The organism is Micromonospora sp. CNZ299 (assembly GCF_002754415.1).
This window is the reverse complement of the sequence record NZ_PEFG01000001.1, coordinates 5,660,410-5,674,137: the sequence shown is the minus strand read 5'-3', so window position 1 is coordinate 5,674,137 and position 13,728 is coordinate 5,660,410. Positions and strand designations below refer to the sequence as shown.

Here is a 13,728-nt window from a genome sequence, read left to right as displayed (position 1 = left end):
ATCGCGCAGTGAGCTGGGAAGAGTTCTTGTGGCACATGGATCAGCGGCTAGGTATGTATGTCGGACGACCCAGGTACGAGCGAGCGTTCTCGGCGCTGACGGGATTCGCCCTTGCGCGTGGTCGCGGCGAGCTGGCGGCGTTCCAGGAGTGGATGTCCGACCGGCATCACGGCAGCCCCCTGACCTTCTCGGCTCTGGTGCTCGTCGAGACCTTCGGTGAAAATGCCACCGAGGACAGTGTGGTCAGCGATACGGACCACAGGCAGGCCGTCTCGCTCTTTGCCGACTCTTCCGGGAGTTCCTAGGGCAGAAGGCGTTGGCCGACGATCAGTGCTGACGCACGGGGCATGCGCCGGGCGGGTGACTATTTGAGTGACGATCACGACGGACGCCGGTCGGCAATCATGGTGGGCCTGCCCCGTTTTGACGGACATCCGAGATCAGGGGACCTGGGGTCTCCGGGAGGATGTCCATCATCATGGAGAGCATGGGGAAGGAGCGGCCGCAGCCTCGGCGTTCGTTCACGCCGGAGTTCAAGGCCGAGATCGTCGAGTTGTGCCAGCGTGGTGACCGCACGCTTCGGCAGGTCAGCCAGGATTTTGATCTGACCGAGACGGCGGTGCGTGAGTGGGTCAAGCAGGCCGAACTCGACACCGGCGTCCGCGCCGACGGGCTGACCACCGACGAACGGGCCGAACTCGCACAGCTGCGCAAAGAGAACCGCAGGCTGCGCGAAGACGTCGATGTGCTCAAACGGGCGACGGCTTCTTCGCGAAGGAGACCCGGTGAACGTCTTCCCGTTCATCGCCGCGGAGCAGGCCGGCAAGCACAACGTCAAACGTGCCTGCGAACTGCTCAAGGTCTCCCGATCCGCCTACTACCAGCAGAAAGCCGGCACCCAGTCGCAGCGCGAGCGGGTCGATGCCCAGCTCACCGACAAGATCACCGTGCTGCACGAACGGTCCAAGGGCACCTACGGGGCGCCGCGGATCCACGCTGACCTCACCGACGCCGGTATGCGGCACGGCCGTAAACGCGTCGCCCGGCTAATGCGCACCGCCGGACTCGCCGGCAAGAGCCCACGCCGCTGGCGCACGACCACAATCCCGGATCCGGCCGCCGGGCTCCGACCTGACCTGGTCGGCCGCGACTTCCGTGTTGATCCCGGCGTAATCGATACCCGCTGGTGCGGCGACATCACCTACATCAACACCTGGCAGGGCTGGCTCTACCTGGCCACCGTCATCGATCTCGCATCACGCCGGGTCGTCGGCTGGGCCGTGGCCGACAACCTCAAGACCGACCTGGTCGACGCCGCCCTCGCCGACGCTCTCGCACGCCGCCGACCCGAGCCCGGGCTGGTGTTTCATTCCGACCGCGGCACGCAATACCTCAGCGCCCAGCATGCCCGCCTCGCACACCGTCACGACATCCGCCTGTCCGTCGGACGGCGCGGACAGTGCTGGGACAACGCAGTCGCCGAATCGTTCTTCGCCACCATCAAAACCGAACTCCTGCACCGCCAGGCCTGGCCCACCCATCAAGCCGCCCGCCAGGCCATGCTCGAATACATCGAGGGCTAGTACAACACCCGCCGCCGACACTCAACCCTCGACTACCTCAGCCCTGCGGCCTTCGAGGCCACCAGCTCACAACCGCTACCGATCGACCAAGCCGCCTAACTAAGATCAACACAACGACCCTGTCCGTCGAAACGGGTCAAGCCCAGGCTCATTGGCGTCCCCAAGGGAGTGCACATGCCCAACGTGGCCCTCATCGCCGGGCCGGTAGTCGACCTGGCTTCCGCTGCGTCGGCTCTGGCAGCCACCACCGGCCTACAGGTCGTCAGCGCAGGAAACGTCTTCCGCGAGCACGTGCAGCAGCAGACTCCGCTGGGCGAAGAGGCGAACGGGTATATGCAGGCCGGACATCTTGTCCCGGATGAGCTGGTGGTCAGAGCCGTCGCTGAAGCCCTAGCCAACGTTGGCGGCGGATGGGTGCTGTACAACTTCCCTCGCAAGATCTGTCAGGCCGAGTTGCTGACGCAGAGCGGTCACGTCCCCGACACAGTGATCGAACTCGTCCTGACTGAGGACCAACTCCGCCTCGCCGTTCACTGCCGCGTAGAACGACGGATAGAATTGAACCTCCGGCAAGCCGAGCGACGCCAGGAACTCCTGCTTATGTACACGCATTCACAGGAAAACTACCAAGAGCAAATCGAGCCGTTGCGCGCCTATTACCGGACCCATGGCCTGTTGCAAACCGTCAATGGCTTCGGCGACTTCGAAGACGTAGCAGCCAGACTGATCCCAATCGCCTCCGATGGCCAACGCCACCCGTGAGATCGGGCAGGTAGGCCGGCTGTCGGCCGCCGTGGGAGGACTTTCCTTACGTCTATCAAGGCGGCCCTGAACGGGCCGCACGCGCCGCCGCCTGGGCGCGCGTCCGTCGCTCCGCTGTCGCTCCACGCCGGCCACGCAGAACGCCCGGCGGCTGGCGCGGAGAGCGCGGTAAGCCCGGGGGCCGCCGTAGACGGTAGCGCCGAGGGTGGTTGAGGTTGGTGGGCCGGCAGCCGGCCGGGCCGCGCCCGATCGGCGCGGCGTAGGGAAGGGCACGCCGGGTCCGCGCGGCGGGTCGCGCCGGCAAGGTGGTTGCGGTTACCGCGCCTCCGGCGGGGGCGAAACGACTCCGAGATGGCCGGGGGTCCGTCGGCGCATCGCGGCCCGTGGGTGGTTGCGCAGAGCCATCCCGCCAGCCGCCGACCCGGGCGAGCCGAGCAGACCGCCGCCCGGCCCGCCAGCGTCCGAACGTGCGTCAAGGTCCACTTGACGTGGCGGACCGGCCGGCGGCCCACTCCCCATTAGGGCGGGTCGGCGGCAGACGGGATGGCAGCAAGCGTCCGTAATGTGACAGCACTGAAGGTGTTTTCTCGATGACTCTGCGTGTCGTATGCGGCCTGTTCGTCTGGGCAGGCCGCAGCGGACAGTCCCGGACTTGGACCTCAGGGCCGCAGCGCGCGTAGGAACGCTATGGCTGTAGTGCGGCGGGTAGGCGTCCTGGCCGCTGTCAGGGCAGCCATGTGCGCGTCGAGGCGCTCGCGCTCGTCGTTGGTCAGTGCGGCGGCGATGGCTTCGCCATACGTCGGGACCAGGGGGTTGGGGGCGACCCGCTTGAGCGCGTCCCAGTCGCTGATCGGCTCGGCGGGTACGTCGAGCTGGGCGCGGTAGTCCAGCTCCACCGCCTCGAAACCCGACCTCTCTGCCCAGGTCATCAGGTCGCGCTCGTCGAAGTCGACCATCGGCTGCTCGGCCGCTTCTGTGCGTCCCCGGTACACGTTGCGGACCTTGGCCACCAGGTCGTCGACCGGGGAGCCGCCCAAGCCGAACAGGTCGTCGGGGCGGTGCTGCCGCGCGAAGCGGTTGATGGGCTCGAAGAGGGAGAGCCTTCCGCCTGGCCGCAGCACTCGGAAGAACTCTGCGAACGCCGTGGCTTTGCGGTCGGAGTAGATGAGCACCGACCGGGTGGTGACGACGTCGACGGAGGCATCAGCAACGCCGGCAAGGTCCTCGGCCGGCGCCTGTACGAAGCTGCACCGCTCATCGCCGTCGGCGATCCGCCGGCACTGGTCAAGCAGGTCCTGCGACACGTCACTGAAGATGACACGGCCGTCCGGGCCGAGACGGTCGAGCGCACCAAACCCAATTAAGCCGGTTCCGCATCCGACGTCGAGGAGAACGTCATCGGGTTTCAGATCGGCTCGGTCGAGGACGCCGTCGCGGAACCACGCCAGGTCTGAGGCGTACCGGGCGCGCAGGGTGGCGCTTCCGCCGTCTCGGCGCGTCAACAGCCACTGTGCCCACCTGTCGGTCGTCATCGGGTCACGATAGTGCCGGCCCCGAGCACCGCACTGGCCCGTCACAGCGATAGCGGACCAAGATCCGGACTATGCGCGGAACGATCAAGGATGGTAGGTGACGGGCAACCAGCGCTTCCGCTGCTCAGAGTGCCATTGCAGCTTGCAGCGCAACTGCCTTCCTAAACGTGTGCCGCAGGCGAGCAACCAACAGAGCAGTCAACCGCACCGACTGCCCAAGCAAGACCTTGCGTCGAACTAGCAGGCTGACTGCATGAACCTCGTGCTTGCCTTGGCCGGTCCGATCAGTGCTCTGCTGGGTGTATGGCTAGGAACGGTAATGAGTAGCCGAGCACAGGGTCATGCGCTGAGACAGGAACAGGAGCGGCAGGCCGCAGAAGTCAAGCGAGGGGCCTACGTGAGTCACCTGACCGCCCTTCGCGCCTACATGGTGTACGTCACTTCCCATGCCGGAGAAATTTCGATCATCCGCAACCAGGACGGCAGCCGCGCGAGGCCGTCGTTCAGCGGTAGGGGCCACGAAGTTCGAGAGGCCGTCGAGACAACCTACACAGGGCTCCAACTGGTCGCGGGGGAGCAAGGAACAGTCAATCAGGCCCATCTGGTTTCGCGAGCCGCCCGCAGGATCGCGGTGGCCGCCGCCGAGGGCGACCCACACCTGGACGAAAAGCTGCTGATATTTTGGGAACTCGAACGCAGGCTCGTGAACCAACTGCGGCGAGAGTTGGGTGAAAAGCTCTCACTTGCCTCGGCATACGATGCCGACGCGCTGCTGCCATAGAGGCAGCGACAGCCGTAGCGACATTGGGCCGAAGGTGCGGCGCGCAGGCCACCCACCCCCAAGAGGCGAGTGCTTCAGGTGGCCAAGGCCATGGACGGGGGCGCTGTTGCTGCGCTCCCAAATCTCCTAACCGAGGCACCAGTGTGAGGCGGCAAGGAGGCAGCGCGGTCGTCGATGGCAATTGGCATTGGACATCAACCAACCCCGCCCACCACGTGCTCAACGGTGCGTGCCGCCGCCAGATGGCAGCCCACGACAAAACGAGTCCGCGTCCCCCCGAGGGGGGTCGGCGCAGGTCGCCGAAGGAATAGCTGTCGACAGCAGCGCTGACAGCAACCGCGCCGGACGGCGGCACGCTGACGTGGGCTGGCATGGACGAGGCTCCGAGCGTGCAGCCGTTCCCGGACGAGCACGGACGACGTGCACAGAGCTTGTAAGCGAGATTTCGCGGGCGTGGCGGTCGGCTCTGCGAGGAGATCTACTCGGCGACGAAGACGCCAACGCCAGGAAGCGTTTCGGTCATCCCTTTGATCCGTAGCACCTGCATGGCGCGGTCGATCACCGGCTCAGTGACCCCGTAGTGCTCGATCAACTCTCGCCGACTGGGCAGCTTGGAGCCGGGCTGGAACTCGCCGGACTTGATGCGTTCGGCGAGGTCGTCGGCGATCTGCTCGTAGCGATAACGCGGTGGCACGTGGCTCTCCTCGGTTGGCAACACGAGTAGACCACCTACGCCAGCCCTTGACTACCCAACGGTACCTGTGGGAGGTTGCCGAGGAGGTCGATTCCCTCGGTTGGCGCTGTGGGCCGTCCTCGCCGGCGTGGATGTTCGGCGCGTCCCCCGCGTTCGGGCATCCACGCCTCCAGATCGCTCCGGCACAAGGAGACGGCAGTGCTCCCATCGACATGGGCAGGGCAGACCTTGGCGCGAGCGGGCGAGGCGAGCCGGTGAAGCGAGTTTCGTACGACGAGTACGTGCTGGCGGTGGCGCTGACTCTGGCTCGTCGGCACCAGCCCGTCTGGTCCTGGCGACACTGGCGGCGCGTCTGCCGCTGCGGAGGCGAGCTGCCATGCCGAAGCCGCCACCGCATCCCGATCAACCGCGGTCACTGGCCCAGCCAGGACGGCCCGCAGTGACTACTCACCACCCGATCAAGTCAGCCTGGACGTGCGGCGGCTGTGTGGGGGAGTGGCCATGCCAGACCCGGCGCCGAGAACTGCGAGCCGAGTACGACCGAGCCCCGGTGTCACTCGCCCTCTACCTGACCGCCCAACTCGTCGATGCAGCCCAAGACCTGGCCCACGTTCCCGCCGGCCACCTGCATTACCGATTCCTCGGCTGGGCCGATGAGCATCCTGCGTCCGGGAGACGAGAAGTTCCACTACAGCGACGGCTCGCACAAGTGGATCCCGCCGGACCCGGACTACGACCAAGAGGTCTGGGACGAGCAGGTCCGCCAACACAAGCACGGCCACTTCCGGAACGAGCGCCCGAAGGTCCGCATCCAACGCCTCGTCTGACGCCAGCAGTACAGCACCGAAGTGCAGCAACCGTGCCAGCCGAACCGGCCCGAGAGGCGCGTTAGCAGGCCGTATGGCCTCGCATCAAGCCTGGCCCGACCGGCTTGCCGAGGGTTCACACCGAAGAGGTCGCTGGTTCGATACCAGCATCGCCCACTCTCGGTTCGTGCAGGTCAGAATCCCGTTGCCGGATCAACCGGTAAGGGCTACCACGCGTGTACGTCTTAACATCGAGAGCAGCGGTCCGTAGCGCGGGCGCGGCGGTCGTCGCGATGACCGGGCGTGCAGTCCTCCGAAGAACTGGCACGGAGAGGGCGGGACAGTGGCGGTTGAGCAGTTCGGTTCGTTGGTGGAGGCTGGCGTCACGATGCGGCTCTATGTGCGTGCCAGTGACATTGCCGGCCTCCAGGCCGTCCGTGCCGAGGGCACCGAGCCGACGGCGATCTCTGGCTGCCCGGTCCCGATACCAGCGAGGACCCCGACGGCGTACACCCGTTCTGTCTGATCGCCCAAGCCGACTCGGGGCGAACTGTCGGCTTCACCTGGATGGACTGGTGGTCCGAAGTGGCCGATACCCGGGTCTACCTGCTGAGTGGATGTGTGGAATCAGCATGGCGCCGACGGGGCATCGGCAGCGCCATGCTGCGGTGGCAGGAGGCACAAGCCATCGAGTTCGACGGCAGCAGGCCGGTCGGCGGCCGAAGCGTCTTCGGCGCGAACGTGGGCGAGCACCAACCGGGCAATCTGGCACTGCTGACAGCTCACGGCTACCGGGTCGCGTTCACGGCAGTGGAAATGGCCCGCGACCTGCACGGTCTACCGGACGGCGACATTCGGCTACCCGAAGGGCTCACCCAGCGTCCGGTCGAGGCTGCCCACCACCCCCAGATCCACGAGGTGATCGAGGAGTGCTTCGCGGGAACACGCGACGGCTACCGGCCCAGGACCTACGAGGAGTACCTCCGCGACGTCCAGGACATCGACATCTGGTGCGTCGTTTGGGCGGGGGACGACATCGCGGCGGTCGTGGTGAACGAGTTGCAGGCCGACGGCAGCGCCCGGACGCCGTGGGTTGCCGTAGGCACCGCGTGGCGTCGGCGGGGGGTCGGTCTTGCGGTGATGAGGCGCACGCTCCGCATTTTGGCGGAAGCGGGAGTTTCGACGGCCCGACTCAGCACGGTTGCGGAGAATCCGAACAACAGCGTTCGGTTGTACGAGAAGGCGGTAACGGGGTTACCGCTTGGCAACCCCGTTACCGCAAACCAGTCGAGGCGTGCTGAGCTGAGACGGTCGTTGACCACGCTGATGGCCGCCGTGATCTCGCTGTCGGGTGAGTGGACGTGGCTCGGTCGCGCCTGGTAGGCAGGCGGACGTGCGAATCGTCTCCCTGCTGCCGGCGGCCACGGACATCGTGGCCACGCTTGGCCTGACCGGGCAACTGGTCGGCCGTACCCACGAGTGTGACTGGCCGCCGGGGGCCTTGGCCGACATCCCGGCGGTGACCGCGACGTCCCTGCCGGAGACCTTGACGAGCCGGGAGATCTCGGCGGCGATCGCCGGTGACGCGCACCGAGGATCGTCGTTATACCAGCTCGACGTCGCCATGCTGGAGGGGTTGAAGCCGGATCTGATCCTGACCCAGGATCTGTGCGACGTGTGTGCGGTCTCCTACCAGCGGGTCAACGACGCGGTTGGTCTGATCGATCTCGACACCAGGGTGATGTCCCTGGAGGCGAGGACCATCGACGGGATCCTGGACACTGTCGATGCCGTGGCCGCGCTGACCGGCACCGAAGGCAGGGCGGCGGAGATCCGAGCCGACGCCGGGCGTCGCCTCGCCGCGTTGCCGGGGCCGGTGCCCGGCGCGCCGACGGTGCTGTTCGTCGAGTGGCTCGACCCGTTGATGCCTGGCGGGCACTGGGTACCGGAGCAGATCACCTACGCGGGTGGGCGGTCTCTGCTGCTCGGACCGGGTGCGCACAGCACCCCGCAGCGGTGGTCGGTGGTCGCGGACCTGGCTCCCGAGGTGGTGGTGTTCGGGCCGTGCGGGTTCACGCCCGAGCGAACCTTCGACGAGTTGTCGGTGGCGACCGCGCAACCCGGTTGGGCGGACCTGCCTGCGGTCCGTCAGGGGCAGGTGTGGGTGGTCGACGGGCCTGCCTACTTCAACCGCCCCGGCCCGAGGGTCGTCGACGGCGCGGAGATCCTCGCCGGCATCCTCGGCGGCCGCCCCGACTCCCGCGCTCGGCGGGTGCCCCTCGACGTCGGCTGACGCTGCCGCGCCCGAGTGGCGGGGGCGGACCTCCGATGCCGATCACCCGTTGCCGCCAGCATTCGCAACGCACGGAGGGTCAGGCGCGTACCCCCGCTGTAGCGGCCAGGTCGACGATCCGGTCGGCCCAGCGGTCCAGCAGGATCTGGTCGTGGGTCACGACCAGGACTCCGGCGTGTTGCGCCCGCTGGTAGTCGCTGATGACGGCGGCGACGTGCGCCTGGGTCGAGGCGTCGAGCATCGCCGTGGCCTCGTCGCAGAGCAGGTAGTCGGGGCGGTGTACGAGCGCCCGGGCGAGGCAGGCGCGTTGCAGTTGCCCGTCGGACACCGCGTGTGGCCGCCGGCCGCGCAGGTCCGGGGTGAGACCGACGAGGTCGGTGAGTTCGGCTACCCGCTCGCGGACGGTCGGCTCGGGCGTTCGGATCGCGCGCAGCGGTTCGGCGATCAGGTCGTCGAGGCTCAGCCGGGGATCGGCGGCGGCGCGAGGGCTCTGGAAGAGCACGGCGACGCGGGTCCGCAGGTCGACCGGCACGGCGTAGCGCACACCGCCGACCGGGGTGCCGTCGATGCTGACCCGGCCGTGGTCGGGGCGGTGCAGGAGCGCCAGGACCCGGACCAGTGTCGACTTGCCGCAGCCGGACGGGCCGCGAAGTCCGACCGTCTCGCCCCGGTCGATGCGCAGCGTGACGCCGTCGAGCACGACCTGCCGGCCGTACCCGACGGTCACCTCGTCGGCGAGCAGACGCGGCGAGCTGGTCACGTGACGACTCCGGTGGTGATCGGGTGGTGGCAGGCGACCGTGCCACCACGGGCGAGCGGTGTCGGCGGTGGCTGGCTCGCGCAGGTGTCGGTGCGGCGTGGGCAGCGGGGCGCGAACGCGCACCCCGGAGGCAGCGCGGTGAGCATCGGCGGGTCGCCCGGCACCGGCCGGAAGGCGCGGTCCGGCAGGGCGTCGAGCAGCGCCGCCGCGTACGGGTGGGTTGGTGCGGTGAAGAGCTGGTCGGCGTCCCGGTGCTCCACGATGTGGCTGGCGTACATGACGGCGACGGTGTCGGCGACCCGCTGCGCGGCGGCCAGGTCGTGGGTGATGAGCACGACGGCCGAGCCGTCGTCGCAGCGGCGGCGCAGCAGATCGAGGGTGTGGTCCACCAGCGGGCGGTCGAGGCCGGTGGTGGGCTCGTCGGCGATGAGCAGCGACGGGTCCGGTGCCAGCGCGAGCGCGGTGACCAGGCGCTGCGCCATGCCGCCGGAGAGTTCGTGCGGGTAGCGGTCCAGGTCGGCCGGGTCGAGCCCGACGTCGACCGCGAGCCGGTCGCAGTCCTCGCGGGCCCGGCCGTGCGCCCGCAGCGTCTCGGTGAGCAGTCGTCGTCCGGTGCGGACCGGGTTCAGCGCGGTGGCCGGGCTCTGCGGCACCAGGCCGACCCGGCGACCGCGTACTCGGCGGGCCAGGTGGCGCTGACCGCAGGTGACCAGGTCGACCGGGTCGGCGTCCGGGTCGTGCAGGACGGCGTGGCCGGTGATCGTGGCGTTGCCCGGCAACAGGCCGAGCAGGGCGTGGGCGAGCACGGACTTGCCGCAGCCGGACTCACCGACGATGGCCAGCAGTTCGCCGGCCCGTACGGTGAGGTTGAGGTCGGTGACGGCGTGCACGCTGGTGTCGCGGAGCCGGAACTGGACGCCGAGGCCGTCCACTGCGAGCAGCGGGCGACGCACGGCGGCGCGGTCCGGTGCCGGGGCGGTGAGGCGTTCGGTGGTGGTCACAGGTGCAGCTCCGCTCGGACCCGGGGGTCGAGGCGGTCGCGCCAGCGGGCGGCGAGGACCGCGATGGCGAGGGTGACGACGACGATGACCGCCCCCGGCGCCAGACTGGCCCACCAGGCGCCGGTCAGCAGCGACCCCTGACCGTCATTGATCATGTTTCCCAGGGAGGCGAGGTGCGGTGGCAGCCCCAGGCCGAGGAACGACAGCGCGGTCTCGTGCCACACCGCGTGCGGGATCATCAGGGTGGTGGCCAGCGCCAGTCGGGGCAGCACGTGCGGCAGGAGGTGTCGCATCAGGACCCGACCCCGACCGGCTCCGCCGTTGATGGCGGCGTCGACGAATGGCCGGGTACGAAGGCTCAGCAACTCGGATCGGACGATGCGGGCGGTGGAGAGCCAGTGGGTGAGCCCGACGGAGGCGATCACCGCGCCAAGGCTGGGACGCAGCATGGCGACGATGAAGATGCCCAGCAGCAGGTGCGGCATCGCGGCGATGGTGTCCACGATCCGCATCAGGATCCGGTCCACCCGGCCGCCGAGCGTGCCGGCGATCCCGCCCACCACACCGCCGAGGACGGTGGCGACGAGCGCGGCGACGGCACCGACGAGCAGCGAGACCCGCAGCCCGTAGACGGCACGGTGTGCCACGTCTCGGCCGAGGTCGTCGGTGCCGGCGAGGTGCGCCCAGGACGGCGCCAAACGGGTCTGGCCCAACGCGACAGCGCTCTGGTCCAGCGGCCAGACGAGCGGGGCGAGAAGCGAACCGACGACGGCGACGAGGAGCACGAGGCCGGCAGTGACGACTCCGGCCTGGCCGGGCCGCAGCCGCAGTCGGGACCGGGCGATCCGGAGCAGCGCCGGTCGGGCAGCGAGGTCAGCCATCGAGTCGTACCCTCGGGTCGGCGGCGGCGTAGGCGAGGTCGGTCGCGAGGTTCGCGGCCAGCACCACAGCGGTGGTGACCAGCGTGATCGCCGCCAGCAGCGGGAAGTCGCTGCCCAGAGCGGCGGCGACCGTGACGGCGCCGAGGCCCGGCAGCGAGAAGACCGTCTCGACCAGCACCGCCCCGCCGACCAGCTCGGGCAGATGCGTGCCGACCAGGGTGAGAAACGGCAGCAGCGCGGTCCGCAACGCGTGCCCGAACAGCACCGTCCGTCCCGGCAGGCCGCGGGCGCGGGCCGCGAGCACGTGGTCGTCGCGCATGCTCTCCGCGACCGCGTCCCGGACGAACAGCACGAACCACGGGGCCTGGGACACGGCCAGCACGCCGACCGGCAGGATCAGGTGGTGGGCCACGTCGGACCAGGACGTGCCGGTCGCGGTGACGTCGGTGAGCCCGCCGGCCGGTAACCATCCCAGGGCCAGCGCGAACACGGCGATCGCGGCCAGACCCAACCAGAACACCGGCATCGACTGGACCGCGTAGGCCGCCGTCCGCAACGCGCGGTCGAAGAGCCCACCCCGGCGGTACGCGGCCAGCGCGCCCAGCAGCAGGCTCGCGACCAGGACGAGGGCGAGGCTCACGCCGATCAGCAGCAGCGTCCAGCCGGCCCGGGCGGCGAGCACCGAGGCGACCGGCTCGTGTCGACTGGTCGACCAGCCCAGGTCGCCCTGGACGAGGTTGCCGATCCAGCGCAGGTACTGCACCGGCAGCGGGTCGTCGACACCCCAGTTGGCGCGGATCTGCGCCAGGTTCTCCTCGGTGGCGGTGAAGGCCGCAGCGCCCGCGTACTGTTTCGCGGGGTCGACCGGCGACGCGGCGCCGAGGGCGAACATCCCGATGCTGGTCGCGGCGAGCACCGGCACGGCGACGAGGAGTCGGCGTCGGATCACCGCTCCGGCCCCGGCCAGTCGGCCGGAGCGGGTCACGACCGGGTCCAGGTGTCGATGTTCCACCAGATGCTGTTCGCCACCCCGTGCTCGTGCGCCTCGACCCGGGGGGCCACCCCCCGCACCGAGGCCTTCAGCACGTACGTGTGCCGCAGGTAGGTGAGGAACAGCCACGGCACGTCGGCCGCGAGCTGCTTCTGGAACTGCGTGTACGCGGCCTTGCGCAGCGCCGGGTCGATCTGGTCCCGGCCGTTCTGCAGGGCCCGGTCCACCACCTCGGAGCGGTACGAGCCGGGGTTGAAGTAGCCCTGCCCGGCGAACTTCGAGCCGAACAGCTTGTACGAGACGAAGTCCGGGTCGTACGGCGTGCCATAGCCCATCAGCAGGGCGTCGGACTTCATCCGTGGGTCGATGGCGTCCCAGGTGAGCCCCGCCGGGGTCACCTCGATGCCGATCTTCTTCGCGTCGGCGGTCACCGCGAGGGCCAGGTCCTTGCGCAGGGTGTCGCTCGCCGGGTACATCAGCGTGAACCGGGCCGGCCGCCCGTCCCTGGCGCGTACCCCGTTCGGACCGGGCGTCCAGCCGGCGGCGTCGAGCAGCGCCGCAGCGGCCGTCGGGTCGGCGGTCGGCGCGCCGACGACAGTGGGATCGGCGAACTCGGAGGTCGGGGGGATCGGCCCGAACGCCGGTTCGCCGGCGCCGCCGAGGATGCCGGACACCATCGCGGACCGGTCGACGGCCAGGTTGAGCGCACGGCGGACCGCCGGGTCGGCGAGGACCGGGTTGCCCGTCGGCAGCATCACGCCGCGGTAGTCGGCGGTCGGCACCCGCTGCACCCGGTACGTGGTGTCCTGGTCGAAGGCGGATGCGAGCTTCGGCGGCAACTCGGCGGCGTCGAACTCCCCGGCGCGCATCCGCTGGGCGCGGACGTTGTCGTCGGCGACGAACGCGACCACGACCCGGTTGTTCGCCGGCCGGCCACCGAAGTAGCGCTCGTTGGCCGTGAGCACCAGCCGGTCGCCCGGCGTCCAGGACTCGACGGCGTACGGCCCGGTCCCGACCGGCTTCCGGTTGAACCCGGCGGTGTTGATGTCCTGCCCGCTGAGCAGCGTGGCCGGCACGATGCCGAGGGTGAGCCGTTGCAGGAACGGCGCGTACGGGTAGCGCAGTCTGAACACGACCGTCCCCTGGTCGGGTGCGGTCACCGACTCCACCATGTCCAGGTCGGAGCGCAGCGTCGAGTCGACAGTCGGATCCAGGACGGCCTGGTACGTGAAGACGACGTCCTTTGCGGTCAGCGCGGTGCCGTCGTGGAACAGCACGCCCTCGCGGAGCTTCGCGGTCACGGTCCGCCCGTCGGGTGCCACCGTCGGCAACGCCGCTGCCAGGCCGGGGACGAGTCGGTTGTCGCTGTCGCGGGAGACGAGCCCGTCGAAGATCAGCGCGGCGCCGTCGACGCCGTAGTTGAGCACCGGGTTCAACGCGTCCGGCTCGTCGGAGGTGGCGACGACCAGCGTCGTGCCGCCGGCCGGGCCCTCGGAGGTGGTCGTGGCCGAGCAGGCGGCGAGGACGAGCATCCCGGCCGCTGCGGTAGACGCCACGAGGCGCCGGAAGGTCGGACGCATCCGGGTCACAGAACTCTCCTGTGGTGGGGGAAGAAGTCGTGGTCGGGTGGGCGTGGCGCCGCAG

The 13,728-nt window shown here is 69.3% G+C and carries 14 protein-coding genes and 1 pseudogene; 8 read left to right on the top strand and 7 right to left on the bottom strand.

The window, feature by feature from the left end; translation table 11 throughout:
• The first annotated feature begins 8 nt into the window (after positions 1-8).
• The 4 genes and pseudogenes from CLT68_RS25870 (at position 9) to CLT68_RS25855 (ending at position 2,345) form a co-directional block, all read left to right on the top strand.
• On the top strand, positions 9-305 hold the full coding sequence (locus tag CLT68_RS25870) for a hypothetical protein (RefSeq protein WP_486482325.1): 297 nt from the start codon (positions 9-11) through the stop codon (positions 303-305).
• 161 nt (positions 306-466) lie between these two features.
• Positions 467-673, top strand: a pseudogene (locus CLT68_RS33960) (transposase); the annotation flags it as partial.
• A gap of 112 nt (positions 674-785) precedes the next feature.
• Entirely contained in the window at positions 786-1,583 is a 798-nt protein-coding gene (locus tag CLT68_RS25860; RefSeq protein WP_158240929.1) for an IS3 family transposase, read from the top strand.
• A gap of 174 nt (positions 1,584-1,757) precedes the next feature.
• Positions 1,758-2,345 (top strand): nucleoside monophosphate kinase, encoded by a 588-nt coding sequence (locus tag CLT68_RS25855; protein ID WP_099854806.1) that lies wholly within the window; start codon positions 1,758-1,760, stop codon positions 2,343-2,345.
• A gap of 659 nt (positions 2,346-3,004) precedes the next feature.
• On the opposite strand, the gene CLT68_RS25850 is transcribed toward CLT68_RS25855, so the two are convergent.
• Positions 3,005-3,877 carry a class I SAM-dependent methyltransferase gene (locus CLT68_RS25850; protein WP_099854804.1) on the bottom strand — a complete coding sequence of 291 codons (873 nt, stop codon included), beginning with the start codon at positions 3,875-3,877 and terminating at the stop codon, positions 3,005-3,007.
• A 253-nt stretch (positions 3,878-4,130) separates the two neighbouring features.
• On the opposite strand from CLT68_RS25850, the gene CLT68_RS25845 reads away from it, so the two are divergent.
• Positions 4,131-4,658: a hypothetical protein gene (locus CLT68_RS25845; RefSeq protein ID WP_143743245.1), complete on the top strand. Its 528-nt coding sequence runs from the start codon at positions 4,131-4,133 to the stop codon at positions 4,656-4,658.
• Positions 4,659-5,136: 478 nt separating this feature from the next.
• On the opposite strand, the gene CLT68_RS25840 is transcribed toward CLT68_RS25845, so the two are convergent.
• A complete protein-coding gene (locus tag CLT68_RS25840) occupies positions 5,137-5,352 on the bottom strand; it encodes a winged helix-turn-helix domain-containing protein (protein ID WP_238659872.1) in 216 nt (71 codons plus the stop codon).
• Positions 5,353-6,005: 653 nt separating this feature from the next.
• On the opposite strand from CLT68_RS25840, the gene CLT68_RS33445 reads away from it, so the two are divergent.
• The 3 genes from CLT68_RS33445 to CLT68_RS25815 all read left to right on the top strand — a co-directional run bounded on the left by CLT68_RS33445 (position 6,006) and on the right by CLT68_RS25815 (position 8,451).
• The gene (locus tag CLT68_RS33445; RefSeq protein WP_199177145.1) at positions 6,006-6,179 is read left to right on the top strand and encodes a hypothetical protein; all 174 of its coding nucleotides are present in this window, start codon (positions 6,006-6,008) and stop codon (positions 6,177-6,179) included.
• Positions 6,180-6,629: 450 nt separating this feature from the next.
• Positions 6,630-7,541, top strand: a complete 912-nt coding sequence (locus CLT68_RS25820; protein ID WP_486482458.1) for a GNAT family N-acetyltransferase — start codon at positions 6,630-6,632, stop codon at positions 7,539-7,541.
• A 10-nt stretch (positions 7,542-7,551) separates the two neighbouring features.
• The gene (locus tag CLT68_RS25815) at positions 7,552-8,451 is read left to right on the top strand and encodes an ABC transporter substrate-binding protein (RefSeq protein ID WP_099854791.1); all 900 of its coding nucleotides are present in this window, start codon (positions 7,552-7,554) and stop codon (positions 8,449-8,451) included.
• Between the two features lie 79 nt (positions 8,452-8,530).
• Here the strand turns inward: CLT68_RS25815 and CLT68_RS25810 are convergent, their stop codons facing one another.
• From CLT68_RS25810 to CLT68_RS33955, 5 genes are read right to left on the bottom strand one after another with little or no spacing between them, the layout of a single operon-like run.
• Positions 8,531-9,211, bottom strand: coding sequence for an ABC transporter ATP-binding protein (locus CLT68_RS25810; RefSeq protein WP_486482324.1), 681 nt, complete (start codon positions 9,209-9,211; stop codon positions 8,531-8,533).
• Positions 9,208-10,212, bottom strand: coding sequence for an ABC transporter ATP-binding protein (locus tag CLT68_RS25805; RefSeq protein ID WP_099854789.1), 1,005 nt, complete (start codon positions 10,210-10,212; stop codon positions 9,208-9,210). Before CLT68_RS25805 ends, CLT68_RS25810 begins: the two co-directional genes overlap by 4 nt.
• Positions 10,209-11,093, bottom strand: a complete 885-nt coding sequence (locus CLT68_RS25800; RefSeq protein ID WP_099854787.1) for an ABC transporter permease — start codon at positions 11,091-11,093, stop codon at positions 10,209-10,211. Before CLT68_RS25800 ends, CLT68_RS25805 begins: the two co-directional genes overlap by 4 nt.
• Positions 11,086-12,105: an ABC transporter permease gene (locus tag CLT68_RS25795; RefSeq protein ID WP_486482323.1), complete on the bottom strand. Its 1,020-nt coding sequence runs from the start codon at positions 12,103-12,105 to the stop codon at positions 11,086-11,088. Before CLT68_RS25795 ends, CLT68_RS25800 begins: the two co-directional genes overlap by 8 nt.
• Positions 12,075-13,664, bottom strand: coding sequence for an ABC transporter substrate-binding protein (locus CLT68_RS33955; RefSeq protein ID WP_099854785.1), 1,590 nt, complete (start codon positions 13,662-13,664; stop codon positions 12,075-12,077). Before CLT68_RS33955 ends, CLT68_RS25795 begins: the two co-directional genes overlap by 31 nt.
• Between the last annotated feature and the right edge of the window lie 64 nt (positions 13,665-13,728).

What these genes read in the sequence shown, in the direction of transcription:
- CLT68_RS33445 (WP_199177145.1), top strand. Translation starts at nt 6,006, where the DNA reads ATGAGCATCCTGCGTCCGGGAGACGAGAAGTTCCACTACAGCGACGGC.
- CLT68_RS25800 (WP_099854787.1), bottom strand. Translation starts at nt 11,093, where the DNA reads ATGGCTGACCTCGCTGCCCGACCGGCGCTGCTCCGGATCGCCCGGTCC.
- CLT68_RS25850 (WP_099854804.1), bottom strand. Translation starts at nt 3,877, where the DNA reads ATGACGACCGACAGGTGGGCACAGTGGCTGTTGACGCGCCGAGACGGC.
- CLT68_RS33955 (WP_099854785.1), bottom strand. Translation starts at nt 13,664, where the DNA reads ATGCGTCCGACCTTCCGGCGCCTCGTGGCGTCTACCGCAGCGGCCGGG.
- CLT68_RS25855 (WP_099854806.1), top strand. Translation starts at nt 1,758, where the DNA reads ATGCCCAACGTGGCCCTCATCGCCGGGCCGGTAGTCGACCTGGCTTCC.
- CLT68_RS25845 (WP_143743245.1), top strand. Translation starts at nt 4,131, where the DNA reads ATGAACCTCGTGCTTGCCTTGGCCGGTCCGATCAGTGCTCTGCTGGGT.